Source organism: Candidatus Arsenophonus phytopathogenicus (assembly GCF_056113345.1).
Genome location: NZ_JBUIOB010000019.1, coordinates 163,534 through 190,117 on the forward strand (window position 1 = coordinate 163,534; position 26,584 = coordinate 190,117).

The 26,584-nt window shown below is 38.6% G+C and carries 18 protein-coding genes, 3 tRNA genes and 8 pseudogenes; 14 read left to right on the forward strand and 15 right to left on the reverse strand.

Features of this window, described 5'->3' with window-relative positions:
- Positions 1 to 115 precede the first annotated feature (115 nt).
- Both ychF and pth read right to left on the reverse strand, forming a co-directional pair.
- The gene (gene ychF, locus AC01GB_RS15410; protein ID WP_474452591.1) at positions 116 to 1,207 is read right to left on the reverse strand and encodes a redox-regulated ATPase YchF; all 1,092 of its coding nucleotides are present in this window, start codon (positions 1,205 to 1,207) and stop codon (positions 116 to 118) included.
- A 120-nt stretch (positions 1,208 to 1,327) separates the two neighbouring features.
- Positions 1,328 to 1,918 (reverse strand): aminoacyl-tRNA hydrolase, encoded by a 591-nt coding sequence (gene pth / locus AC01GB_RS15415; RefSeq protein WP_474452913.1) that lies wholly within the window; start codon positions 1,916 to 1,918, stop codon positions 1,328 to 1,330.
- A 311-nt stretch (positions 1,919 to 2,229) separates the two neighbouring features.
- Between pth and ychH the strand changes: the two are divergent.
- Positions 2,230 to 2,469 (forward strand): annotated as a pseudogene (ychH, locus tag AC01GB_RS15420) (stress-induced protein YchH); the annotation flags it as partial.
- 107 nt (positions 2,470 to 2,576) lie between these two features.
- Here ychH and prs read toward each other — a convergent pair.
- From prs to lolB, 3 genes are read right to left on the reverse strand one after another with little or no spacing between them, the layout of a single operon-like run.
- On the reverse strand, positions 2,577 to 3,524 hold the full coding sequence (gene prs, locus AC01GB_RS15425) for a ribose-phosphate diphosphokinase (RefSeq protein ID WP_474452592.1): 948 nt from the start codon (positions 3,522 to 3,524) through the stop codon (positions 2,577 to 2,579).
- 53 nt (positions 3,525 to 3,577) lie between these two features.
- The gene (gene ispE, locus AC01GB_RS15430) at positions 3,578 to 4,456 is read right to left on the reverse strand and encodes a 4-(cytidine 5'-diphospho)-2-C-methyl-D-erythritol kinase (protein WP_474452595.1); all 879 of its coding nucleotides are present in this window, start codon (positions 4,454 to 4,456) and stop codon (positions 3,578 to 3,580) included.
- Positions 4,453 to 5,106 (reverse strand): lipoprotein insertase outer membrane protein LolB, encoded by a 654-nt coding sequence (gene lolB, locus AC01GB_RS15435; protein WP_474452596.1) that lies wholly within the window; start codon positions 5,104 to 5,106, stop codon positions 4,453 to 4,455. Before lolB ends, ispE begins: the two co-directional genes overlap by 4 nt.
- A gap of 239 nt (positions 5,107 to 5,345) precedes the next feature.
- Here lolB and hemA point away from each other — a divergent pair, with 239 nt between their 5' ends.
- From hemA to mnmL, 6 genes and pseudogenes are all read left to right on the forward strand, one after another.
- Positions 5,346 to 6,608 (forward strand): glutamyl-tRNA reductase, encoded by a 1,263-nt coding sequence (gene hemA / locus AC01GB_RS15440; protein ID WP_474452597.1) that lies wholly within the window; start codon positions 5,346 to 5,348, stop codon positions 6,606 to 6,608.
- A gap of 29 nt (positions 6,609 to 6,637) precedes the next feature.
- On the forward strand, positions 6,638 to 7,720 hold the full coding sequence (gene prfA / locus AC01GB_RS15445) for a peptide chain release factor 1 (RefSeq protein ID WP_474452599.1): 1,083 nt from the start codon (positions 6,638 to 6,640) through the stop codon (positions 7,718 to 7,720).
- Positions 7,720 to 8,571 carry a peptide chain release factor N(5)-glutamine methyltransferase gene (prmC, locus tag AC01GB_RS15450; protein ID WP_474452600.1) on the forward strand — a complete coding sequence of 284 codons (852 nt, stop codon included), beginning with the start codon at positions 7,720 to 7,722 and terminating at the stop codon, positions 8,569 to 8,571. The genes prfA and prmC overlap by 1 nt, the downstream gene beginning before the upstream one ends.
- A pseudogene (gene sirB1 / locus AC01GB_RS15455) lies at positions 8,555 to 9,362 on the forward strand (invasion regulator SirB1). The gene prmC and the pseudogene sirB1 overlap by 17 nt, the downstream one beginning before the upstream one ends.
- A gap of 46 nt (positions 9,363 to 9,408) precedes the next feature.
- Positions 9,409 to 10,263: a 3-deoxy-8-phosphooctulonate synthase gene (gene kdsA / locus AC01GB_RS15460; RefSeq protein ID WP_474452601.1), complete on the forward strand. Its 855-nt coding sequence runs from the start codon at positions 9,409 to 9,411 to the stop codon at positions 10,261 to 10,263.
- A 10-nt stretch (positions 10,264 to 10,273) separates the two neighbouring features.
- Positions 10,274 to 11,174 (forward strand): annotated as a pseudogene (gene mnmL / locus AC01GB_RS15465) (tRNA modification radical SAM protein MnmL/YtqA).
- Positions 11,175 to 11,218: 44 nt separating this feature from the next.
- Here the strand turns inward: mnmL and AC01GB_RS15470 are convergent.
- Positions 11,219 to 11,308 (reverse strand) — tRNA-Ser (locus AC01GB_RS15470).
- A gap of 219 nt (positions 11,309 to 11,527) precedes the next feature.
- Between AC01GB_RS15470 and AC01GB_RS15475 the strand changes: the two genes are divergently transcribed.
- Positions 11,528 to 12,073, forward strand: coding sequence for a TorD/DmsD family molecular chaperone (locus AC01GB_RS15475; protein ID WP_474452603.1), 546 nt, complete (start codon positions 11,528 to 11,530; stop codon positions 12,071 to 12,073).
- Positions 12,074 to 12,140: 67 nt separating this feature from the next.
- On the opposite strand, the gene AC01GB_RS15480 is transcribed toward AC01GB_RS15475, so the two are convergent.
- Together AC01GB_RS15480 and mdtH are read right to left on the reverse strand one after the other, a co-directional pair.
- Positions 12,141 to 12,710: a lipoprotein gene (locus AC01GB_RS15480; protein WP_474452604.1), complete on the reverse strand. Its 570-nt coding sequence runs from the start codon at positions 12,708 to 12,710 to the stop codon at positions 12,141 to 12,143.
- 86 nt (positions 12,711 to 12,796) lie between these two features.
- Positions 12,797 to 13,957, reverse strand: coding sequence for a multidrug efflux MFS transporter MdtH (gene mdtH / locus AC01GB_RS15485; RefSeq protein WP_474452605.1), 1,161 nt, complete (start codon positions 13,955 to 13,957; stop codon positions 12,797 to 12,799).
- A 124-nt stretch (positions 13,958 to 14,081) separates the two neighbouring features.
- On the opposite strand from mdtH, the gene rimJ reads away from it, so the two are divergent.
- The 3 genes from rimJ to murJ all read left to right on the forward strand — a co-directional run bounded on the left by rimJ (position 14,082) and on the right by murJ (position 17,105).
- A complete protein-coding gene (gene rimJ, locus AC01GB_RS15490; RefSeq protein ID WP_474452606.1) occupies positions 14,082 to 14,660 on the forward strand; it encodes a ribosomal protein S5-alanine N-acetyltransferase in 579 nt (192 codons plus the stop codon).
- 130 nt (positions 14,661 to 14,790) lie between these two features.
- Complete coding sequence (locus tag AC01GB_RS15495) at positions 14,791 to 15,057, forward strand: hypothetical protein (RefSeq protein WP_474452607.1); 267 nt, start codon at positions 14,791 to 14,793, stop codon at positions 15,055 to 15,057.
- A gap of 512 nt (positions 15,058 to 15,569) precedes the next feature.
- On the forward strand, positions 15,570 to 17,105 hold the full coding sequence (gene murJ, locus AC01GB_RS15500; protein WP_474452608.1) for a murein biosynthesis integral membrane protein MurJ: 1,536 nt from the start codon (positions 15,570 to 15,572) through the stop codon (positions 17,103 to 17,105).
- A 124-nt stretch (positions 17,106 to 17,229) separates the two neighbouring features.
- On the opposite strand, the gene AC01GB_RS15505 is transcribed toward murJ, so the two are convergent.
- The 4 genes and pseudogenes from AC01GB_RS15505 to AC01GB_RS15520 form a co-directional block, all read right to left on the reverse strand.
- A tRNA-Val gene (locus AC01GB_RS15505) sits at positions 17,230 to 17,306 on the reverse strand.
- Between the two features lie 25 nt (positions 17,307 to 17,331).
- Positions 17,332 to 17,408 (reverse strand) — tRNA-Val (locus tag AC01GB_RS15510).
- Positions 17,409 to 17,574: 166 nt separating this feature from the next.
- Positions 17,575 to 18,630 (reverse strand): annotated as a pseudogene (locus AC01GB_RS15515) (MATE family efflux transporter); the annotation flags it as partial.
- Positions 18,631 to 19,085: 455 nt separating this feature from the next.
- Positions 19,086 to 19,412, reverse strand: a pseudogene (locus AC01GB_RS15520) (MATE family efflux transporter); the annotation flags it as partial.
- Between the two features lie 197 nt (positions 19,413 to 19,609).
- On the opposite strand from AC01GB_RS15520, the gene AC01GB_RS15525 reads away from it, so the two are divergent.
- The gene (locus tag AC01GB_RS15525) at positions 19,610 to 20,221 is read left to right on the forward strand and encodes a riboflavin synthase subunit alpha (RefSeq protein ID WP_474452609.1); all 612 of its coding nucleotides are present in this window, start codon (positions 19,610 to 19,612) and stop codon (positions 20,219 to 20,221) included.
- Positions 20,222 to 21,043: 822 nt separating this feature from the next.
- Here AC01GB_RS15525 and punC read toward each other — a convergent pair.
- A pseudogene (gene punC / locus AC01GB_RS15530) lies at positions 21,044 to 22,221 on the reverse strand (purine nucleoside transporter PunC).
- A gap of 120 nt (positions 22,222 to 22,341) precedes the next feature.
- Between punC and punR the strand changes: the two are divergent.
- Positions 22,342 to 23,244 (forward strand): annotated as a pseudogene (gene punR, locus AC01GB_RS15535) (DNA-binding transcriptional activator PunR).
- 19 nt (positions 23,245 to 23,263) lie between these two features.
- Here punR and purR read toward each other — a convergent pair.
- Positions 23,264 to 24,252 (reverse strand): annotated as a pseudogene (gene purR / locus AC01GB_RS15540) (HTH-type transcriptional repressor PurR).
- A gap of 258 nt (positions 24,253 to 24,510) precedes the next feature.
- On the opposite strand from purR, the gene cydH reads away from it, so the two are divergent.
- Positions 24,511 to 24,594, forward strand: a complete 84-nt coding sequence (cydH, locus tag AC01GB_RS18115) for a cytochrome bd-I oxidase subunit CydH (RefSeq protein WP_488656434.1) — start codon at positions 24,511 to 24,513, stop codon at positions 24,592 to 24,594.
- Between the two features lie 107 nt (positions 24,595 to 24,701).
- On the opposite strand, the gene argS is transcribed toward cydH, so the two are convergent.
- Complete coding sequence (gene argS / locus AC01GB_RS15545) at positions 24,702 to 26,432, reverse strand: arginine--tRNA ligase (RefSeq protein ID WP_474452610.1); 1,731 nt, start codon at positions 26,430 to 26,432, stop codon at positions 24,702 to 24,704.
- Between the last annotated feature and the right edge of the window lie 152 nt (positions 26,433 to 26,584).

Here is a 26,584-nt window from a genome sequence, read left to right on the forward strand (position 1 = left end):
GCATAAAAAATTGAGTACGGTCAATAGAAAAACCCCACGCAATTTGCGTGGGGTTTTAGTGTTTTTGCGGTCTTTATAGATTGTGTTGAGATGTCATAAAGCCGGCCAGAATGGATCAAACATTAAACAAAAAGTTCATTACATCGCCATCTTGCACAATATAATCTTTCCCCTCGGCGCGCATTTTGCCGGCTTCTTTGGCGCCTTGCTCGCCGTTATAGTGAATAAAATCGGCAAATGCGATTGTTTGGGCGCGGATAAAACCTTTTTCAAAATCGGTGTGAATTTTACCGGCCGCTTGTGGTGCGGTGGCACCAACAGGGATGGTCCAGGCGCGAACTTCTTTGACCCCGGCAGTGAAGTAAGTTTGTAAATTAAGTAACTTATAACCGGCGCGGATCACACGATTTAGCCCCGGCTCTTCAATACTCAGCTCAGCCATAAATTCGTCGCGTTCATCTTCATCCAGGTCGGCGATATCGGCTTCAACGGCCGCACATACTGGCACCACCACCGAGCCCTCTTTTTCAGCAATGGCCCGCACTGCATCTAGGTGGTGATTGTTGTTAAAACCATCTTCACTCACATTGGCAATATACATGGTTGATTTGAGAGTTAAAAAGCTGAGATAGCGGATGGTGGCTTTTTCTTCTTTACTTAACGCTAGAGTTCGTAGCATCTCTGCGTTTTCAAGATGCGGTAAACATTTTGTCAAAATGTCTAATTCAATTTTTGCTTCTTTGTCGCCACCTTTAGCTTTTTTCTGAATGCGATAAATAGCACGTTCACAGGTATCTAAGTCAGCTAATGCCAATTCAGTATTAATGGTATCAATATCTGCTAGTGGATCAACCTGGCCGGCAACATGGATGATGTTATCATTGTCGAAACAGCGAACAACATGGCCGATCGCTTCAGTTTCACGGATGTTAGTTAAAAATTGATTGCCTAAACCTTCGCCTTTAGATGCACCTTTTACCAGTCCGGCAATGTCGACAAACTCCATTGTTGTCGGTAGTACTCGCTGTGGTTTGACAATTTGCGCCAATTGATCAAGACGAGGATCGGGCATCGGTACTACACCGGTATTAGGCTCAATAGTACAAAAAGGGAAGTTTGCTGCCTCGATGCCGGCTTTGGTCAGCGCATTAAAAAGCGTTGATTTTCCTACATTGGGCAGACCAACGATACCGCATTTAAATCCCATAAATATGTTACCTTAGTTTTTATCTGTTCAATCGCGTATCGCTAATTGATAAATATGAATGAATTTATCGATGATTATACACGTAAAAGTTACCTTGCCGAAGATATGATGTAATAAGTATTAACTCGATGCCTTAAAAGCGTGCAACTGATTTACTGCTTTATTAACGCCTTCATTAAGCAGGATCGGTGTACAACGTATTGCTTCATCAATGGTATCATCGATTAATTTTTGTTCCTGAAGGGTGGGTTTATTCAACACAAAGCCGACAACTTTATTTTTATCACCGGGATGACCAATACCGATGCGTAAACGATAAAAATTAGGGTTGTTGCCTAGTTTATTTTGAATATCTTTAAGACCATTATGTCCGCCATTGCTGCCGCCTAATTTTATTTTGGCGGTGCCTGGCATTAAATCTAATTCGTCATGGGCGACAAGAATTTCAGCTGGCTTGATACGATAAAAACTGGCTAATGCTAACACTGATTTTCCACTAAGATTCATATATGTTGTCGGTATCAGTAAGCGAACATCATTATTTGCCAAGTTGATTCTGGCGGTATGACCAAAAAATTTACTTTCTTCTTTTAGTAATTGATTATGTTGTTTGGCTAATAATTCGACATACCAGGCGCCTGCATTATGCCGAGTTAACGCGTATTCAGAACCTGGGTTAGCCAGACCGACGATCAGTTGTATGTTACTCACCATATTCTTTCACTATTGAGCGGTTTTAATTAATGAACATAGCTTACCTTTTCTGACAACCGACTACAAAAAGTTAAATTTGATGACAGTAGAATAGGTTGATCAGGTTAGCTGCATAATGGCTACTATTTTTTCAATAAAAATAGTTTTATGTATAGATTTGTGAATAAAATATTATCTAATGTGATCATTTTCTCAATCTGTGTCGGAAAACTATTACTATAATATAGCAAAAGAGTAGGTATTTTTATTATTCAATATTGTACATAGTGATAAGTATTTTGGAGGGTATGATATGAAAAAAACAGTCTTTTTTATTAGGTAATTGCTTGATGGTAACTGGGATGGCAATTATGGTGCTCAGTATTGCATATAATATTTGCAATCATGTTTTTCAATTAGAACTACCCGAATATTTAGCAAAAATATCACTGACTAGTCTTTTTATTGGAAGTTTGATTTGGTTAGCTGGTGCTAGAGTGAGTGGTCATGAGGGCATTGCTGATCGTTATTGGTGGCCGCGAAATTTTGACGAGCGCCATCGTCGGTAATCTATTTTACAGTAAAGAAAAACCCCGTGATAAATGCCAAAGGGTTTTCGGTAGTACTAAGTTAATAAATACGGCAGCTAAAAATTTAACTGAGAGTAATTTATTATTTAGTGTTCAAACATCGCTGAGATTGACTCTTCGTTGCTGATCCTACGAATGGCTTCAGCCAACATGACTGATAGCGTTAATGAGCGAACCTTGTTGAGCTGTTTGATTTCAGCTGATAAGGGAATAGTGTCACAAACAACCACCTCATCAATGACTGAATCTTTAATATTAGCGAGGGCATTACCGGAAAATATGGGATGGGTAGCATAAGCAAAGACCCGTTTAGCGCCTCTTTCCTTAAGTGCTTCAGCGGCTTTACACAAGGTACCACCGGTATCTATCATATCATCGACCAGTACACAGTCTCGATTAGCAACATCACCAATGATATGCATAACTTGGGAAACGTTTGCGCGTGGCCGACGTTTATCAATAATGGCCATATCGGTATCATTTAATAATTTGGCAATGGCGCGGGCACGTATTACTCCGCCTATATCGGGTGAAACGACGATCGGATTGTCTAGATTTTGTTGTAGCATATCTTCTAACAAAATCGGACTACCAAAAACGTTATCTACCGGCACATCAAAAAAACCCTGGATTTGCTCGGCATGCAGATCGACAGTTAAGACCCGGTCAACACCGACACTGGAAAGAAAATCGGCGACTACTTTAGCGGTAATAGGCACACGCGCTGAACGTACACGGCGATCTTGACGTGCATAACCAAAATAGGGAATGACAGCGGTGATCCGACCAGCAGATGCACGGCGTAGTGCATCAACCATGACAACAAGCTCCATTAAATTGTCGTTTGTTGGGGCACACGTTGATTGTATGATGAAAAGATCACCACCACGGACATTTTCATTAATTTGTACACTAACCTCACCATCACTAAAACGACCAACCGCAGCGTCGCCAAGGCTCGTATACAGTCGGTTGGCAACACGTTGAGCAAGTTCCGGTGTAGCATTACCAGCAAAAAGCTTCATATCAGGCACGTAAAAAACCTCAGGCTTGCGTCTATAAAGATATTATCGACCAAAAAATATTATTATTGATGGTCTCGATATCTGGAAATCCCAGCGCGGAATGTATGCAAAGGAGACTGGTTAACGCCTTGCGTAACGAAACCCTGCACCCACTCTGGGGCTTTATTTAACACCTTACGGGCAGCAGCTTCAGTTTCGAATTCCGCAAAAACGCAAGCACCTGTGCCGGTAAGACGTGATGATGTATATTCTAGCAGCCATGAAATAAGCTCTTCAACCTCAGGGAAACGTTTTCTTGCGATTGGTTCACAATCATTTGCGTATGGCCCTTGTAACAATGCGCTTAACGAGCGTTTTGCGGAATTACGTTTTAATTCCGGATCAGCAAAAATTTGTTGGGTAGCAATATTTATTCCAGGGTGGGCCACTAAATACCATTTTTCTGCAGGACTGGCTGGCAAAAGTTGATCACCGATGCCTTGTGCGAAAGCGGCATGACCTATTACGAATACCGGAACATCGGCGCCGAGCTGACGGCCAAGCTCGGCTAGAGTATTATCATCAATACGAGTTTGCCAATGGTGATTTAAGGCAATCAATGTGGTTGCTGCATTAGAAGAGCCACCGCCTAAACCACCACCGGTGGGTAATCTTTTCTTAACATAAATATCGGCACCTTGATGACTATCAGCGCGATCTACTTCAATGTAATAGCGCTGTAATAAACGCGCTGCTTTAACAATAAGGTTATTTTTTGCTGGCAGATTAGTAAAGGGTGTAAGCAGCCGAATTTGATTATCTTCACGTGGTTTGATTGTAATTTCATCACCATAGTTAAGAAATTGGAACAGAGTCTGAAGTTGATGGTAACCATCAGCTCGATGGCCGGTAATATAGAGAAATAAGTTAAGCTTTGCTGGAGAGGGCCAGGTTAATGTCATTCGTTTAGTGTCCAACTGTCCATTTTTAACTTAATACGTTGTTTACCTTGTGTTAATTCAATCCGGCTAGGTAGTTTAGGCTGACTATCCTGATGATAAGCAAGGTAGTTCAAATGCCAGGTTTCGCCATTTTGTCTATATTCGATGGTTTTTAACAGCCCATTTTCGTCTGATGTGAATGATGTGGCATTAGTGGGTAAACCGATTAACCAATAGGGCAGGTTTTCAATTGGAATTTCCATACCTATTAATTGATAAATCATCTGTGCAGGTTGATGATTGACATATTTTTTACCTTCTCTATCCATTAGCTGTGTAACGCCAGGGGTTACATTGAGCTCAAATTCTATTGTCCCTAATGGATTGGTCAGTAACAGGCGGTAATTAGACAGCGTATATTGTTGCCAAAAGAATTTGGCATAGGTTTTATTATCTGGGCCAATATAGGCAAAAGCACCACGGGTTTGAAATTTTGTCAATTTGACCAGTTGCTGCTGGTGGCTTATCCATAATGGATTGGTTATTGAGCCGTTTTTTTCAGTTGTTAATTGTTGATTGAATGTACATGCGGTCAAAAAAACAGCAATTAGTGGGATAAATTTGCAACAATAGTGACGTAAACTGGCAAACTGCTTGGCAATGAGTATCATTAAATATTTCCTATTTACACAAGTGGTATTAATTTGTTGATATCGATCAGAAAATTATTAAATGTAACTAAAATTGGGAAAAAATGCCCGAATTATTCATTTGCTTAGTTTAACATCTTTAATTGCCTAGTTGCATAAAGTAGAATACTACCTCAAAATTTCCTTATTAAAGTTATTGGTTTTATTTTTGTGTGCTTAACAGATGTTTAGAAACCATTTAGTTACTTGATTTAGTGAATATGACATTACTTGCACTCGGTATAAACCATAAAACCGCGCCTATAACGTTACGTGAACGGTTAATTTTTGGGCCGGAAAGAATTGAACACGCACTGGATAATTTACTTCAGCAGCCACTTGTTCATAGTGGCGTTGTGCTCTCTACATGTAACCGTACTGAGCTTTATCTATGCGTTGATTCACAAGAATCCCTACAAGATCAATTAATTAATTGGTTATGTAACTATCATCGTTTAAATTTAAATGATGTTAGAACAAGTATTTATTGGCACCAAGATAATGCTGCTGTTAGCCACTTAATGCGTGTTGCCAGTGGATTAGATTCATTAGTCTTAGGTGAGCCGCAAATTTTAGGTCAAGTTAAACAAGCATTTTCTAAATCTCAGCACTATACAAAGTTATCTAGTGAGTTGGAGCGTTTATTTCAACGCTCATTTTCAGTTGCTAAACGTATTCGTACGGAAACCGAAATTGGTGCTAATGCGGTTTCGGTTGCTTTTGTCGCTTGTACGCTAGCTCGTCAGATTTTTGAATCACTGTCTGAATTGCATATTTTACTGGTAGGTGCCGGCGAGACTATCGAACTGGCTGCGCGCCATCTGCGTGAACATCATGCTAAGCATTTGATTATCGCTAACCGAACTCGAGAACGCGCTGCACGTTTTGCTAATCAAGTTGGTGCGGAAGTTATCACTTTAGCTGAAATTGATACCCGTTTAGCCGACGCGGATATTGTGATTAGTTCTACTGCCAGCCCTTTACCGATCATTGGTAAAGGGCTGGTTGAAAGGGCAATGAAAGTCCGCCGTAATAAGCCGATGTTGCTGATTGATATTGCTGTTCCGCGAGATATTGAACCTGATGTTGACAGATTAAATAATATTTATCTCTATAGTGTTGATGATTTGCATGCGATTGTGGAACGCAATGTCGAACAACGGAAAATGGCGGCAGTTCAGGCTGAGCTTATTGTTGAGCAAGAAAGTGCTTATTTTATGGATTGGTTGCGTTCTCAGTCATCAGTCAATACAATTCGTGATTATCGTAGTCAGGCAGAGCAAATTAGGGCTGAAATGGCAGAAAAAGCACTTGCTTCGCTGCGAAATGGTGCAGATAGCGAGCAAGTGATCAATCAATTAACCTATCAGTTAATGAATCGCCTGATCCACACACCAACCAAATCACTCCAGCAAGCAGCGACAGATGGTGATATTCACCGTCTTAATATTTTAAAAGATAGCTTAGGACTGGAGCAAAATTAAACTACCTTTAGTAAGGTCTAACATAACGAATGAAGTCTTCAATAATTGCTAAGTTAGAAGCATTGCAGGAACGCTACGAAGAAATTCAAGCACACCTGGTTGATGCAGAAGTGATCGCAGATCAAGAGCGTTTCCGGGCGTTGTCTAAGGAGTATGCGCAGTTAACAGATGTAACCAAATGTTTTCAGTTATGGCGCACTGTTCAGCAAGATATTGAGACGGCTGAAATATTATTGCATGATCCTGAAATGCGCGAGATGGCTCAGGACGAATTAAAAGAAGCAAAAAAGCTTAATGAGGAATTTGAACAACAATTACAGATTTTATTGTTACCAAAAGATCCCGATGATGAAAAAAATTGCTTTTTAGAAATTCGGGCCGGTACTGGTGGTGATGAGGCGGCAATATTTGCCGGTGATCTTTTTAGAATGTATAGCCGCTATGCTGAATCCCGTCGCTGGCGGATTGAAGTTATGAATGCAAGTGAAGGAGAACACGGAGGTTACAAAGAAATTATCGCCAAAGTTTCTGGTGATAGTGTATATGGCCGTCTAAAGTTTGAGTCAGGGGGACATCGTGTCCAGCGCGTACCGGAGACTGAATCTCAAGGGCGTATTCATACTTCTGCTTGTACAGTAGGCATTCTGGCTGAAATTCCAGCAACAGAGCTACCGGATATCAACCCTAGTGACTTAAGAATTGATACTTTTCGTTCATCAGGCGCTGGCGGACAGCATGTTAATACCACTGACTCCGCGATCCGTATTACCCATATTCCAACTGGAATTGTGGTCGAGTGTCAGGATGAACGTTCTCAGCACAAAAATAAAGCCAAAGCGCTGTCAGTTTTAGCTGCCCGTATTCGTGCATCGGAAGTGCAAAAACGCCGTGAAGCAGAAGCGTCTGAGCGCCGTAATTTACTCGGCTCAGGTGATCGTTCCGATAGGATCAGAACTTATAATTTTCCCCAAGGCCGCATTACTGATCATCGTATCAATTTAACTCTCTATCGTTTAGATGAAGTGATAGAGGGAAAATTAGATATGTTAATTCAGCCGATTATTAACGAATATCAAGCAGATCAACTCTCTGCTTTATCAGAGCAGGATTAATGAATTATCAGCATTGGTTAGCCTATGCGGCTAATAAACTTTGCCATAGTGATAGTGCTAAACGTGATGCTGAAATTTTGTTGCAATATATAACCGGAAAAACACGGACTTTCCTTATTGCATTTGGCGAAACAGAATTAACCGTTAAGCAACAACAACAGCTTGAACATCTATTAGCTCGTCGGGCTAAGGGTGAGCCTATCGCCTATTTAGTAGAAGAAAAAGAGTTTTGGGCGTTACCAATGAAAGTTTCACCTGTTACGTTAATACCTCGTGCGGATACAGAGTGCTTAGTTGAGCGAGCATTACAATTATTACCAGAAAAGCAAGCAGTAAAAATATTAGATTTGGGGACGGGTACCGGTGCTGTGGCGTTAGCTTTAGCATCAGAATGTCCACAAGCGCAGATAGTTGGTATAGATATTAGTGATGCGGCAATTACGCTAGCCCAACTTAATGCAAATAATTTGGTAATTAATAATGTCCAATTTTGCAAAAGTAATTGGTTTACTTCACTACCTATTCAGCAATTTGATATGATTGTCAGTAATCCACCTTATATTGATGAATGTGATCCACATTTACAACAAGGTGATGTGCGTTTTGAACCTAAAACAGCATTAATATCGGCTAATCATGGGTTGGCTGATATTCAATTGATAATTGAACAATCGCATAACTATTTAGCTAACAAGGGATGGCTTTTACTCGAACACGGGTGGTTGCAGGGAAGGCAAGTAAGGCAGTTATTTTCCTGTCATCATTATCAACAGGTAGTAACTTTTCAGGATTATGGTGGTAATGATCGTATTACAGTAGGTCAATGGCAATGTGATGAAAACCATAGCTGATTTTGAATTTAATAAAGCACCACTGAGCGAAGGTATTATACTTGTTTCACGGATTATTCGGCCAGATTTTCCTGTTGAACAAGTCAATGCACAACTTAGGCTGCTGGTTGCCGAAGCAAGACAAACAATACAAGCTGGTGATGATATAGAAACGCAAGTATCTATATTACTAAAGTTATTTTATCGAGACTGGCTTTTTAGCGGTGTAACGGGGTTTATTCGCTTTCTGAGGCCCTTTGGCTGGATAAAGCGCTAATCGCAAGACAGGGGGCACCTGTTTCATTGGGGACGATTTTTTTGCCATGTTGCCATTCAATTACAGTTGCCGGTGATGCCGATTATTTTTCTGACTCAGCTTATTCTATGTGTTCGCCGAGAAGATGGTAGTGATTGGTATATTAACCCGATAAATGGTGAAACGCTTACCGAGCAGATGCTTGATTTATGGGTCAAGGGAACAACTAGCTCTTTTGCTCATCTGACGCGAAAAGATATAGAAGAAACTGCGCATAGAATTATCATACGAAAAATGTTTGGTACAATAAAAGCAGCGTTGATGGAAGAAAAAAATGGAACAAGCGCTAAGAGTTTGTGAAACATTATTAATTTTTGATCCGAAAGATCCTTATGAAATACGTGATAGAGGACTCATTTTTGCTCATCTTGAATGTAATGATGTTGCCATTTCTGATTTAAATTATTTTGTTGAGCAATGTCCAGAAGATCCTGTTTCTGAAATGATAAAAATGCAAATCTATTCAATAGAAGAGCAGCAGATTATATTGCATTGATCATTAAAAATCGTCACTAATTTGCTGTCATAGAAAGGGTAAAAACATGCAATATAAAGTAGTCGCCATTGATGATATCAAAGTGGCAAATAATCTACCATTTGTATTATTTGGTGGTATGAATGTGCTTGAATCGCGCGATTTGGCAATGAAGATTTGTGAACATTATGTCACCGTAACGGACAAGCTTAACATTCCTTATGTTTTTAAGGCTTCCTTCGACAAAGCGAACCGTTCTTCGATTCATTCCTATCGTGGCCCAGGGTTTGAAGAAGGAATGAAAATTTTTCAAGAAATCAAACAAACATTTGGCGTTAAAGTAATTACAGATGTTCATGAGCCAGCGCAAGCGGCACCGGTTGCTGAGGTGGTTGACGTTATTCAACTGCCGGCTTTTTTAGCCCGGCAAACTGACCTGGTTGAAGCGATGGCCAAAACCGGTGCAGTCATTAATGTTAAAAAACCCCAATTTGTAAGCCCTGGACAAATGGGAAATATTGTTGAGAAATTTAAAAAAGCAGGTAATGAAAAAGTTATTCTCTGTGATCGTGGGGTAAACTTTGGTTATGATAATTTGGTTGTCGATATGTTAGGCTTCAATGTCATGATGAATGTATCAAAGGGTTCTCCGGTTATTTTTGACGTTACTCATGCATTGCAATGTTGTGATCCTTTTGGTTCTGCTTCCGGCGGGCGCCGTGCACAGGTTGCTGAGTTGGCGAGAGCGGGTATGGCAGTCGGTTTAGCGGGATTATTTCTGGAAGCACATCCTGATCCGGCTAACGCAAAATGTGATGGGCCATCAGCACTGCCATTAGCAAAATTAGCGCCTTTTCTTGAACAGGTTAAAGCTATCGATGATTTGGTGAAAAGTTTTGCCCAATTAGATACCGCTAATTAATTGTTATTTTATGCAGTTAAATGATGTTGTACTATGTTTGGCGCTGATATTCAGCGCCGCTATGGTGAAAAAATTCATAAGATCAGTTTGCACGGTGGTTTTAATTGCCCTAATCGTGATGGCCCTTAGGGCGTGGCGGCTGTACCTTTTGCAATGTTGCCTCTTTTTCCGATGAGCAGCAACAGCAATTTTCCATCCAGCAACAGATTGCGCAAAAAGTAAAAAAAGTCCATCGAGCTCAACGTTATCTGGCTTATTTTCAAGCTTATACCAATACTTATGCTGAAGTTTCAATTTTAAAGGCGTTATATCAACAGGCATTAAATCAGGCTAATATTGTTGGACTTTGTGTCGGTACGCGCCCAGATTGTGTTTCGCAACCAGTATTGGATTTATTAGTAGAATATCAGCATCAAAGATATGAAATCTGGTTGGAACTAGGTTTACAAACATCCCATGATAAAATCCTAAAAAAGATCAATCGAGGCCATGATTTTGCCAGTTATCAAAAAATTGCTCAGATTGTCGGCAAAAAGGGATTAAATGTTTGTGTTCACCTAATTGTTGGCCTACCAGGTGAAACAGCTAGCGAAAATCTGCAAACAATATCTCGTGTTATCGATACTGGTGTTGATGGTATTAAATTGCATCCATTACATATTGTTGATGGTAGTATAATGGCAAAAGCTTGGCGTGCTGGGCGTTTGTTATCACTTGAATTAACTGAGTACGTTGAAATGGCCGGAGAAATAATCCGTCATACACCAAAAAATATTATTTATCATCGTATTTGTGACAATGCGCGTCGGCCGACTCTACTCGCGCCAGATTGGTGTGCAAATCGTTGGTTAGGCATGAATGCGTTATATCAATATCTCTGTCAGTATGGCGGCCAGGGCTCTGTAATTTAAGTTTGCGGAGGGAACTAAAATAGGTTGTTGGCTGATATTTTATATGGCGGTGAGGAAGGGATTCGAACCCTCGATACGTTTTCACGTATACACACTTTCCAGACGTGCTCCTTCAGCCACTCGGACACCTCACCGGTTATCATTCTAATATAGTAGGATACTATGATGGGGCGCTACTATAGGAAAAAGCAGACTAACCGTCAATAATATATTGCAACTTTTGTCTCTTTTTGCAGTTAACAAGATAAATAAAGAACAATCTGTTGAAAATATATTCGATATTACCGTCAGGGTTTTATTGTCCTTACGAATAAGTAAAATTATTAAATGCATAGCATAAGTTGGAAAAAATAATGAATGAATTTTCCGTGATTTGCCGAATACTAGGAACACTATTTAATCGCTCCCTAGAGGATCCTATTACTAAACCTTTATTTGAATTGATTAGTCAAAATCAATTGAAATTATCTTGGCCTTTAGAACAAGATGAATTATTAACGCAATTAGCCGCTAGTAGCCAGGATTTAGCGTTAGTAATTAAAGATTTTAAGCAATTGTTTCTTGATCCTACCTCAGCTATTGCTAACGGTATTAGTCAATATAGAGAAATATCAGCAACGGCAGTTAATGAATTTTTAGTAGCAAATGGAATACCATTATCAGAGGAAAAAGCTGATCGTTTTGCTGCTTTATTATTGGCAGCATCTTGGTTGGAAGATAATGCGGCGCAGGATCCGCTATTAACACAAATTCAGTTATTTGATCAGTTTATTTTACCTGCGAGTGAATCATTTTTTAGCCAAGTGGAAGCCCATGCAGTGAGTGATTTTTATCCTATTCTCGTTATGATAACGCGTGAAACTTTAGTTGCATTGCGCGAGGAGCTGGCTGACAATTAGTGACGTTGTAACTTATTCTTTAAATCTAACAGGCGAGTATATAGCGCCTGTTATTTCTTATTGACTACTAAATTATTTTTTCTACTAATGGAATAACTAACTTACCCGGTTTGACTTCAAGTCCTTTAGCGATTTTCTTGGCCAATGCTTCTGCTTTACTTTTTTCTGGTTGCAATAAATAGACAGGATTTTTTTCAAAATAGGCTTTTAAGGAATTATTAACAATCGGTAGTATTGTTGCAATTGTACTGGCCATTTTTTCCGGTGTAATTTTTTGATCAGAGATTGTCAATTCTTTTAAATAGATAGCACCGGTAGCTACGTCAAAATAGGGCAGTGAAGTGATAGCTAAAGAGACTTCTGCATGTGTTGAACCTAATAGTGTTTCAAGCTTAATTTTAGCTACTCCTTTTAAGGTAATTTTATTCGGTTCAGTCCGACCAATTTGAGTAGCAAGATTGGCTAGATCGATATTAGCATCAGCAAGTCCGGCAATACCTATTTTTTTACTATAGTGGGTATGTTTGCTGAGATAGTTATTAATGGTATCTTCACTAATATTGAATTCGGTTAATTGATCGCATCCGGCTATCATTCCAGATAGTAACAATAGTGCTCCGACAAAAAAGTGCTTCATGTTTTGTTTTTCTCCTGTAATTTTGATAGCAAGATTGTACACAACTATTTATCGTTATAAATGATAGTTTTTTTCTGCTGATTAAATTATTGGTGCAAAGCCCATAAGGTTAATAATCCTATTATGGTTAACAGATGCCAAGGTAGAGCCGGTAAACCCCCCCGATGTCCGATATCATATAGCCAGCCACCACCGATAAAGCCTATTGCACCACCTAAGGCATGGCCTAATCGGCTAAAACCCATATAACTACCGCGAGCATGAGGATCTGCAAGTGATGCGCTCAATGTTTCACGTGCTGGCTCAGCAGTGATGGTACCTAAATAAAACAGACTAATCAGGGCAAAAAGTAGCGTCAGTGAATGGGTAAAACCAATAGGAAGCATGGCCAGGCTCATCAGAAGTAAACCGGTCATTAACCGTTGTTCGAGGCGAAAATGCTTTTCACTCCAACGGGCGATGGGATAAAGTAAAGTTAAAGAGATAATGGCTTCAATGGCATACATCCATTTAATAGCCGTCGGTGAGCCGGCTATCTCATTAACGACAATCGGAAACATTAACATAACTTGTACGTATAAAATAAAATAGCCAGTCAGAGTAAGTATATATTTTAAAAAACGTTGATCGCGAAAAACTTTACCCATCCCGGTACGAATCGATATCCGGCTAGCCGAGATACGGTAAGCAGGCAACAGCCAGGCGTTTGAAATGGCTGCGATAATGAAAATTATCGTACCTGCCCAACAAACAAACTGAAAATCATACAGTAAAAGCCAGCCACCGAGCAGGGCTCCGAGAACAGCGCCGGCACTATCTTGCATTAATAATAATGAATAAAAACGACCTCGTTCATGTGGTTTGGTCAGTTTAATGACTAAGGCGTTACGAGGAGGATCAAATAAAGTCCCGCCTAAGGCTGACAGAATGCAAGATAGCCACAAAATCCATGGAACGGTAGCCATGGCCATTAAGGCGAAACCTATAGCACGTAATAACATGCCTAGCACTATCATTGGCTTAGCGCCGAAACGATCGGCTATAGCACCGCCAAAAATGCCTAAACCTTGTTGAAATAATTGTCTAAGGGCAAGGGCAAAACCAACCACCAAGCCAGGCCAACCTAATTGCTCAACAAAGTGGATCGATATCAGTGGAAAGACTACAAAAAAACCCAACACGACTAACATATTATCGAGTAAAAGAAAATATTTACCGAGGTTTCGCGCTTGCGTTACCGGAGACATTGAACACCATTTGGCATCATACAGTGATATTTTGTAAATATAATACTAGTAAATTAGATATACTTACTATTGTAAAAACAAAATATATTTATATTCAGCACCCAATATTCTGGAGTTGGCCGCGATGTTTGGATATCGAACCAGAAAGCCTGAATGTTATTCTGTTACTGAACATTTGCTCCTACGGTTAGCTTGTGAAGCCGATGCTTATCGTCTGGCTGATTATTATTGCCGGAATGAAAATTTTTTAAAGCCTTGGGAGCCTATTCGTGATAGCAGTTATTATCAGCCTGCTGCCTGGAGTAAACGTTTGCATATTATGGCAGAAATGCATCGTCGTAAAAGTGCTTTTCATTTTCTGTTATTAGATAAACAGCAAACTGAAGTTATTGGTGTAATTAATTTCAGTAATATTATTAGAGGGGCTTTTAAAGCTTGTTATCTGGGTTACTCAATCAGTGAAATGTGGCAAGGAAAGGGCTTGATGTACGAAGCATTAATGCCAACGATTCATTTTATGCAAGAACAGCAGCAGATGCATAGAATTATGGCAAATTATATGCCGCATAATCATCGCAGTGGTAATTTACTGAAAAAGATAGGTTTTAAGCCAGAGGGATATGCAAAAGCTTATTTACAAATTAATGGTGAATGGCAGGATCATATTTTAATGTCACTAATTACAAAAAATAATCAGAGTTGAATTATTTTATATAAAAACAGAATACTAAGTGGACAAAAATCAACAGATTTAGACTTACTTTTAATATATTAAATTTTACTTGTTAATCATAATTTGCTTACTATTTTTTATCTTTAAAGAAGGGATTAATATGATAGGACAAGTCACGAATCATCAACCGTTTGTTACTAAAATTGGTCGTATTGAAGATTTGTTTTACTGCCATTTAGATATCCATACGAACAATGTTCTGGCAGAAATGTTAAACAATAAGGTAAAAGCTCGATTAAATGATATCATTGTAAAAAACAACAAAATGTTTGGTTTTAATTATTACCACCAAAATCCATATGAAGAAAAAATATTGCTGGAAAGAGTAGAAAAGGTTATTGTGGTGAATGTTGCGATGAAGTATTAAAACATATTAATAATAATTATTATTAAAAAGTTAACCCAACAAAAGAACACTTTTTTGTTTTAAGTAAGGATCAAGCTGAAATTATTGAATCATCTTATAAGCAAATGTTTTTTAACGTAAATTCATTAGAAATGGAGTTTGATAAAATCAATGAAATTCTAAAAATATTTCCTGATGTTTTTGTTGGTAATAAAAATGATTTTAATAATATGATAATGCTAATTTGTGATATTTTAAGCATTAGTAAACCGCAGACCCTTCAATACTGGAATATATCAGATACAACGCGCCAATCGGATGATAAATACATGTTTCGAAGAGAATCAATCTCAGAGCCCGAAAGCATAATTTACCAGACTAACTTTATCTAACGGGTAATTAAAATATCATTGAAAAATCTGAGCTACATCGCTTTGCTTTGGTAAAAATAGTTATTATAATTCATGGTCATGCTCACAGGTCGCTGATACACTTTATCAATCTATTATGGCCATCATTAATAAAGATATTGCATGAATTTACTAAAATCGTTAGCAGCGATAATCTCTATGACTATGTTTTCCCGCATCTTAGGATTTATTCGTGATGCGATTATCGCGCGTTTTTTTGGTGCTGGAGCGGCGACAGACGCTTTTTTTGTTGCTTTTCGATTACCAAATCTTTTGCGCCGAATTTTTGCCGAAGGCGCATTTTCCCAAGCATTTGTCCCTATCTTAGCAGAATATAAAAATCAGCAAGGTGATGAGGCTACTCGCACTTTTATTGCGTATGTTTCCGGTTTATTAACATTAATTTTGGCCATCGTTACATTGGCAGGAATATTAGCGGCACCATGGGTTATTTATATTACGGCCCCCGGTTTTACTGATACACCGGATAAATTTGATTTAACCGTTCGTTTATTGAGAATCACTTTTCCTTATATTTTATTGATCTCTTTAGTATCGTTGGCTGGTGCTATTTTAAATACTTGGAACCGTTTTTCTGTTCCTGCTTTTGCGCCTACTTTACTTAATATCAGTATGATTATGTCAGTACTGTTGTTGGCGCCATATTGTGAACCAACTATTATAGCGTTAGGATGGGGAGTTTTTGCCGGTGGTATTTTACAGTTGCTGTATCAATTACCTTATTTACAAAAAATTGGCATGTTAGTTTTACCACGTATCTCTTTTCGTAATAGTGGTGTGTGGAGAGTATTGAAGTTAATGGGGCCGGCGATTATTGGTGTTTCTGTAAGCCAGATTTCATTAATTATTAATACTATTTTTTCCTCATTTTTACAATCAGGCTCTGTCTCGTGGATGCATTATGCTGACCGATTGATGGAGCTCCCTACCGGTGTTTTAGGAGTGGCACTTGGTACTATCTTATTACCTTCTCTGGCGAAGAGTTTTTCAACCGGTGATCATAAAGAATATCAGCGCCTAATGGACTGGGGGTTACGGCTTTGTTTTTTATTAGCGCTACCATGTGCGATTGCGCTGGCTATTTTAGCCGAACCGTTGACAGTATCGCTTTTTCAGTATGGCAATTTTACCGCCTACGATGCGGTAATGACTCAACGGGCATTAATTGCTTACTGTGTCGGCTTAATGGGGTTAATTGTCGTTAAGGTATTAGCGCCAGGGTTCTATTCGAGACAAGATATTAAAACACCGGTTAAAATCGCGATTATTGCCTTAATTTTGACACAATTAATGAACCTTGCCTTTATTGGTTCGCTCAAACATGCAGGATTGGCCTTATCAATTGGCTTAGCCGCATGCTTTAATGCTTTGATGCTGTATTGGCAGTTACGTCGCCAGGCAATTTTTTCTCCCTTATCTGGTTGGGGAAAATTTTTGCTCAAGTTAATCGCCGCTTTAATTGTTATGGTAGCGGTATTGTTGTTGCTATTAAATTTTATGCCGCCATGGGAGCAGGGAAATATGCTGATGCGGATCACGCGGCTGTTATTGGTGGTTTTTGCCGGTGCAATGAGTTACTTTGCTGCGTTATTTATTTTTGGTTTTCGTTTGCGAGATTTTTCACAGCGGGCTATTTAATACAAATAAATCTGGTTAAGTGATCATTTGTTGGATGAAAAAGCGTAAACGCGCTTTTTCATTACCAATCGAAGCAGGCTGACTGACTTTACAATTTGAAAACGGTATTGGGAATAAACAGAATTGGTGCGTCCGAGTGGATTCGAACCACCGACCCCCACCATGTCAAGGTAGTGCTCTAACCAACTGAGCTACGGACGCACTAGATAGAAATATCGCTAACAATTGGTGCGTCCGAGTGGACTCGAACCACCGACCCCTACCATGTCAAGGTAGTGCTCTAACCAACTGAGCTACGGACGCAATAAAAATTGCTATGGCGATAATGTGGAAACGAATATTAACGGGCAGTTGCCATTCTGGCAAGGGAAAAAATGCAATTTTACGTCTAACTGCTCGTATTTAATGCTATTTAGCATAAAAGCGCAATTTTTCATTTTTTATACCTTATACCCGTTTGACAACATAACTATCGAGTGGAATGTCGTAATACAAATTCGTTTGGCTGGCGTTGAAGCAATATTATGCGAGAAAGTATCATGATAGCTGATGCCGTTAAGCCAATAATAAAACCGATCCAAAAATCTTTTGGTCCCAGATGCGGCACGATAAAGTCAGTTAAACCAAGTAGATAACCTGTTGGTAGGACGAGCAGCCAGTAAGCAATAAAAGTGATAAAGAAAATTGAACGGGTATCTTTATAACCGCGTAATATACCGGCGACAATGACTTGAATAGCATCGGAAATCTGATAGATAGCAGCGAATAACATCAATTGTGAAGCCAATAGGACGACTTCCGGATTGCGATTATACATTAATGCGATCTGCTCTCTAAGTGACACTGTTATAATTGCGGTGCAGCAAGCTACCGTTAAACCTACCATAATGCTGGCATAGGCGGATATTTTTGCCTTTTCCGTTGAAGCGCTGTTTAAATTATAACCGACCCGGATCGTTGCTACGATACCAATAGAAATAGGAAACATAAACATTAACGAACTAAAATTTAATGCTATCCGGTGTCCTGCGACAGCGATAATATCTAATGGTGCGGCCAGTAAGGCGACAATAGCAAACAGAGTGACTTCGAAGAAATAGGCTAGACCAATAGGTAAACCTAACGCGAACAGGCGCTTTAATAAAGAAAAGTCAGGTAATGTAAACTGTTTATTAGCATGGATGTCACGTTGTGAAGGAGTATGGCGTATATACCAGCGCATCAAAAGAAACATAGCCCAATATACCGAGGCAGTGGCTAGCCCACAACCGACGCCACCAAGAGCCGGTGCCCCAAAATGGCCATAGATAAAAATATAGTTGATAGGTATGTTAATAAATAAACCAAGGAAACCAATAAACATGCCGGGTTTTGTTTTAGATAACCCATCGCACTGACTACGTAAAACTTGATAAAAAAGATAACCTGGTGCTCCCCACATAATAGCACGCAGAAACCGCACCGCTTTATTTGCCAGTTCAGGATCAATATTAGGCATATTATTTATAATATGGTGAGCATTATAGCATTATAGCATTATAGCATTATAGCATTATAGCATTATAGCATTATAGCATTATAGCATTATAGCATTATAGCATTATAGCATTATAGCATTATAGCATTATAGCATTATAGCATTATAGCATTATAGCATTATAGCATTATAGCATTATAGCATTATAGCATTATAGCATTATAGCATTATAGCATTATAGCATTATAGCATTATAGCATTATAGCATTATAGCATTATAGCATTATAGCATTATAGCATTATAGCATTATAGCATTATAGCATTATAGCATTATAGCATTATAGCATTATAGCATTATAGCATTATAGCATTATAGCATTATAGCATTATAGCATTATAGCATTATAGCATTATAGCATTATAGCATTATAGCATTATAGCATTATAGCATTATAGCATTATAGCATTATAGCATTATAGCATTATAGCATTATAGCATTATAGCATTATAAATAACAGCCATGACCAAAAGTGATAAAAAGAAAGCTAGCCATAAGCCTTGTTGTATATGATTGCCGATAACTTGGCGTCGGCCTGAACCATTTAATTGCGCTACCACTGGTGTTAAAGCCATTAATAAGCCGTGGCCAAACAAAATAGCAGGTAACCAGATAGACGTTCCTACCGCAACGGCTGACATATCTATTTTGCTGACTTTGCCAGCCATTACTGTATCGACAAAACCCATTGCGGTTTGTGATAATTGAGCAAGAATAATTGGAATACCTAATGCTAATAGGCTGTGTGCCTCTTTAAAATATTTATTCACCCACCATATACTTTATTGAAAATGAATAGAAAACGAAAAGAATTGAACCCTTAAAAATTTGCTTATTGTATCGATTTGGTGAAGTTATAGCTATAAATAGATAGAAAGCTGCCATATTTATTGTTTCTAGAGTGCTTATCTAGCATAACTAGCGTAGAATGAGTTTTAATCTTTTATTAAAATTGGGAACTCAATATATGTATACAGGCATTGTGAAAGGAAAAGGAACACTAGTTGCGGTGGAAGATAGCGTTAATTTTCGTACTTATATTGTCCAATTTCCCACTGAATTACTCGCAGATTTAGAAAGAGGTGCTTCTGTTGCTAATAATGGATGCTGTTTAACTGTTACCCATATTGATGGCGATAAGGTGAGTTTTGATTTAATGAAGGAGACTTTGCGACTGACAAACTTAGGCAGTTTAAAATTAGGCGATATGATTAATTTAGAAAGATCAGCAAAATATGGTAATGAAATTGGTGGCCATGTTATGTCGGGTCACATCATTACTACTGCTGAAGTAGCTAAAATTTTTAAAGCTGAAAATAATCTCCAAATTTGGTTTTATGTGCATGATAAACAATTAATGAAATATATTTTGCATAAGGGCTTTATCGGCGTTGATGGAATTAGCTTAACTGTAGGAGATGTGGTCAAAAATCGTTTTTGTGTCCATCTTATCCCGGAAACCATTGCGCGCACCACAATTGCAGAAAAGCGTCTTGGAGAAAAGGTTAATATTGAAATTGATGCCCATACCCAAGCGGTAGTTGATACTGTTGAGCGAGTGATGGCACAAAAAATATAATCATAGGGCGTATTTTAAATAGTCGTCACGCTATTTTAATTAGGTTAAGTAATAGCTAAAAAAAGAAACAGGATTTGATAAACAATCGACCAAGGTTTCTTCTTATTAGAAAAGCGTTAATGTCAAAAGTGGTTTCCTATGTCTAATTTACTTATCTGTAACTAAGTGATATCTGCAAATAAGCTCTTCGATAAACATCAAATGGCGTCACTCAAAATGGATCGCCAAGACAAGTTGGCTAATTGTTTTATCTTTCCTTTCCTAGCTTAGGCTATTGCTCATTCAAAAGCGTCTTTATAGAAGAAGTATGACTGAGCTATTGAATGAAATTGTCAAATAACTGCTATTTCATTTTCTCCATAACCAATTGATAGTAATTGTAAATTCCCTCATTCAGCAAGCTAATGCAAAAAAACAATAGAATTTATCATTAAGATAGAAAACCATAAGCAACGCTAATGACAATAGTGTGACCAATAGAAAAACAAGAATTCAAAAAGGTAACGTGAAGGCATTCAAAAACGGATATTATTGGCCCTCATCCACATCAACTTCTTTCCTATTGAGTTGGAGAGAAATTCCTACCGTTATTGATTTTATCTCAGTTTAAAATAACAGCTTAATATTTTGTTTTATATCTTAATATGGATGATATTGTAATTTTAAGCCGACCAATCTTCGTCGAAATGGGAAAGTTGGACTTTCCCATTTGATCAATGAATAAAATTTTACTCATGACTAGAATATACGCTGTCAGTTGAAGTCAGAGATTCTCACATGGGTTTGTTTAAAAACTTTTCTTACTGTTCGAAGGCTCCCGATTTAGGTATTAATTGAAGCTTTTCTATTTTGCAGCCAGTAACCAATTAACAGAGGAATAATAGTGGCAACCATAACACCGCTTGTTGCTAATAAAGGATTGGCAATGAGGCTAGATACCGCCAGACTTGCGGCAAAACATAAACCAAGCTGGAGAGTATTTTGTAAAGCGGCGGCTTTACCACTGTCTTGAGGAAAGACACTTAATGCATTTGATACCACAATAGGATAGCAAGCTCCGTTCATCGCCGCCATATAACAGAAAGGCAGTAATAGAGCAAATAAATTAGGTTGTGAATAGATAGCAAGGATAACAATGACAAATACACTTATTCCATAACCGATAAGAATAATTGGTAGCAAAATTTGGTTTTTTTATTTTGGCTATTAAATAATGCCCACCATAGCCACCGAACATAAAAGCGATAGTTTGTGGTACATAACTGATGCCTATATCCTGTCCCATTTGAGTTAAAATAAAGGGAGATCCCGTTATCCAGGCAAAAAACCGGTGCTACAGGCGGCATAAATTAATACATGACCGCTAAAAATAGCAGAATGTAGAAAGGTGATAAATGTGGTGGTGGATTTTATTTTGTCAGTTTTTTCAGAATATTTTTTTCCTGTAACAAAATTGTGGCCAGAAAAAGCAATATCCTAATGATAGCTAATGCAAAAAATATCATTTGCCAGTTGTTACCAGTTAGAAGCCAGGCACCTAACAGGGGAGCTAATGCCGGCGACAGTGCAACTAAAGGCATTATGGTAGAAAGACCCGTTTAGCATATTGACCGCTAAAACGATCGATGACCAAAGCTTGCCAAATTACTGCGGTTGAGCAAACTCCAACACCTTGAATGAATCGCAAATAAGTAATTGTGTGCCGTTAGTGATCCACAGTGTTGCCAGACAACTAATAATAAATAGAGACAAGCCAATTAATAAAACCGGTTTTCTACCAATACGGTCGGAAAGCGGCCCCCAGCTAAGTTGCGCAAAGGCAAAGCCACAAAAAATAGGCTAAGACTTGCACTGATGGTATTTGCTGAGGTGTTGAGTTGTTGTTGCATTATACTAAAAGCCGGCAAGTACATATCAATGGCCAAAAAGCAGAGCATACTTAAACCAGCAAGATAAAGCATAAAGCCAAAATAGGCTTGATTGGGGTTATTTTTATTCATATTGGTATCAATAAATTAAATAATATCTAACATCGCTATTTATTGTATAAGAGATGAATTTTTGTTGTGAAGCGTTATTATTTGCATATTGTTATCAAATATTTTGATAGGTGAAGGGCTATGTGGTCAGAGTATTCCCTGGAAGTGATTGATGCCGTTGAGAGAACGGGCAGTTTTAGTGCAGCTGCCATCGAGTTACATAGAGTTCCCTCTGCGGTCAGTTATACCGTAAAGCAACTGGAGGAGTGGTTGGCGGTTCCTTGATTTGAACGGCGTTATCGTGATGTTGTACTTACTGATGCTAGTAAATTCTTTGTTAAAAATGCGCGTAATATTATTAAAACAATGCGTGAAACTCGTGATCAGTGTCAACAAATTGCAAATGGCTGGCATGGACAATTTAGTATTGCCATTGATCGGGTAGTTAAACCAGATAGGATATTGCAATTAATATTAGATTTTTATCGCCATTTTTCTGATATCGAACTTTTTATTCAGCAGGAAGTTTATAATGGTGTATGGGAGGCATTAGTCGATGGCCGAGTGGATATAGCAATTGGTGCAACCCGTGCGTCACCGATTGGCGATAGATATAGTTTTCGTGATATGGGATTTATGCGCTGGTCATGTGTTGTCAGTATCAATCATCCTTTAGCACACATAAGCGGGCTAATTAGCGATCATCAATTACGTCTCTATCCCAGTTTATGTTTAGAAGATACTTTTCGCTACTTACCAAAACGAGATACTTGGGCATTAGATAACCAAAAAAGGCTTATTGTGCCAGATTGGGAAAGTGGTTTAGCATGCTTAAAAATGGATTATGTTTAGGATTTGCGCCTAAACATCGGATAGAGCAACTTTGCCGCAAAAATGAATTAAAGACATTGCAGATTAAGCAACCCTTACCTGATAGTCCGTGCTGTATCATATGGAATGAAGAAAAACGTTCCTCGATTGAGTTGGCTACTGGATTATTTAGGTAATAGCGAAACACTCAATGCCGAATGGTTAACTAATTGATAGCGTTTAAATCCAGGGATCATCTTCGGTAGTCAATAAATGGACCATCGACAACTGAACGACGTTCAATAAGCTCTGGGTGTATTTCAATCGTTTGCGCATCTTGGCATTTATTAATAATGCGATCAAGCAGCATGGTAAAGGCCATTTGACCTAGACGTTCTTTGGGCTGATGAATGGTAGTTAATGCTGGGGTAAAAAACGCGCATTACGCACATTGTCGTAGCCAATAATAGATATATCTTGTGGCACTTTCCTAATTCATTCGCAGCGCTGATAGCCCCCATCGCCATAATATCACCGCCACAGAAAATGGCAGTTATTTTTTGTTGGTGACTTAATATTTGTTTCATCGCCTCGTAGCCGGAAGCTGGTTCGAAATCACCCTCGACAATCCATTCGTTATGTGACTGGATGTTAGCTTCTTTCATGGCATTGAGAAAACCTTGTCGCCGGCCATTGCAGGTATTGCGTTTTAATGGTCCAGAGATAATACCTAAATCACGATGACCTCGTTCGATAAGATAACGCCCGGCAAGATAGCCACCATAAACTGCATTATCAATGATGACATCAGTAAAATCACCATGGGCTTGCCCCCAATCCATCACCACCATTGGAATATTGCGGTATTCTGAGCACATGACAAGTAAACCATAAACCCGTTTTTGCGCTAACATATTGTAAATAGGCTTGTTGCTTATTTAGGCTGTTGTGCGAATTGCACAGGATCAATGTATATCCTTGACTAAAACAGTTGTTTTCGACTGATTCAATGACTTCTGTAAAGTAAGGGGCTTCATTAGATGTGGCTAATAAGCCAATGGATTTAGTATGATTAACTTTCAAACTACGAGCAACTGCACTGGGAGAGTAATTAAGTGTTTTAATGGCTGCCTTGACGATCGTTTTTGTCTCTTCGGCGACAAAACGGGTATTGTTAATTACATGTGATACGGTGGTAGTTAAGACACCCGCAAGCCTTGTCGCATCCTTAATTGTTGCCATGATTATAAAGACTCCTGAGCCATTCCCAATTCCTTTACTATTGTTTAAAATTACTGTTATTGATCTATAAAAATAGATAATTAAGTTATCAGTAAGCTGATCATTTTGTCTGATTTGCAGTAAAAACAAAAGTATTAATCAATCTTTACTAGATGATATAATAGAAAATAGCTTTTATTGTTGTATGATATTATGACATTTAATGATTTTTCATTAATTAATTTATGACTAAGGCAGTGAGAATAGTGAGGTGAGGCTATGGATACCGATTTTAAGTATGGTTTATGTACTGCGATAGTTGCATTATTAATGATCGTATCGTTTGTTTCTTTTATTTTATGAGCATCATATTGGCTTAACTGTCTGAATTTTATCGCTAGAATATTTTGTCTTAAGCAGCATCATGGACAGCAGGCTGCACTACTGTCAGCCTATAGTCTAATAAGGGATTACATTTTTTCTACCGTTTCAATCCCTAATGTGTCTAAACCAATTTTTAAGGTTTTTTGCGTCAGTAATGCCAGTTTTAATCGACTTTCTTTTGATGCGTTATTTTCTGCACCTAAAATTGGGCAATGTTCATAAAAACTAGAAAATAAACCTGCCAGATCATATAAGTAAGCACACATAATATGGGGTAAACCGTCGCGAGCAACGGTTAGTATTGTTTCTTCAAATTGTAATAAACGAGTCGCTAAGGCTTGTTCATACTGATTTGCTAAAATCACCGGCTCGCTTAGTGCTGTTGGATTAATATTAGCCCGTTTAAAAATGGAGGCCACACGGGTATAAGCATATTGCATATAAGGCGCAGTATTACCTTCAAACGCTAACATATTGTCCCAGTCAAAAATATAATCAGTGGTACGATTTTTCGATAGATCGGCATATTTTACTGCACCAATACCCACCGCCTGACTAATCGATTGTAACTCGTTTTCTGGCATAGTTGGATTTTTTTGCCGGATAAGATCACTGGCACGCTCAATTGCCTCATCAAGTAAATCGGCGAGCCGGATCGTTCCGCCGGCTCGAGTTTTAAACGGTTTACCATCTTTGCCTAGCATCATACCGAACATATGATGCTCTAATGACATTGTATCGGGAATATAGCCGGCTTTACGCACAATAGCCCAAGCTTGCATCAGATGTTGATGTTGTCGTGAATCTACATAATATAGCACCCGATCAGCGTGTAACATTTCATGACGATATTTAGCGCAGGCAATATCTGTTGTCGTATAAAGATAACCACCATCTTTTTTCTGGATGATAACCCCCATGGCATCACCGTCTTTATTCTTAAATGCATCCAGATAGACAACCATAGCGCCATCACTTTTAACGGCTAACTGTTTAGCTGTTAAATCAGCGACAATATCAGGCAGCATATTATTATATAAGCTTTCACCCATCACATCGTCTTCCGTCAGTGTGACATTTAAACGATGATAGGTATGTTGATTTTGCGCCATGGTAATATCAACTAATTTGCGCCACATTTTCCGACAATATTCATCACCAGATTGCAGTTTAACCACATAATTACGTGCAAGTTCAGCAAAATTTTCATCTTCATCATAATGTTTTTTAGCTTCACGATAGAAAGTCTCGAGATCAGCTAAAGCCATATCGGTAGCATTTTCTTGTTGAACTTTTTCCAAGTACGCAATTAGCATACCGAACTGGGTACCCCAATCGCCGATATGGTTAGCACGTATTACTTTATGATCTAAAAACTCTAATGTACGAGCAACAGCATCGCCAATGATAGTAGAACGCAAATGACCAACATGCATCTGCTTTGCTACATTGGGAGCGGAATAGTCAATAATGACGGTTTGTGGCGTAACGGTGCTAATTGCCAATTTTTCATGTTGCAAGGTAAGTTCAATTTGTTCGGCTATCCATTGCTGATCAAGAAAAATATTAATAAAACCGGGCCCCGCTATTTCAACTTTACTGGCAATATTTTCCAGATTTAGTAGCGGCAGCATTTTTTCAGCTAATTGACGTGGAGGAATGCCGATTTTTTTAGCTGCAGACATGACACCATTAGCTTGGTAATCACCGAATTGGGCTTTTGTTGAAGGGCGGATATGTGCCTCACTACCTTTAGTAGCCCCTGCGGCAATTAATGCATTACTAATTTTTTCTGAAAGAAGAGCCTGAATATTCACCTGATTACCTTAATGATGAAGATAGCTGTCGTATTCAACTTAGCCAGATACAGCTATGAGGATCGTGATAAAAATAGCTGGCTTTATACCATATTAGCTATTCACATGTTACTATCAACTCTTTGATCGATAACTCTATTGTAAAAAATAAT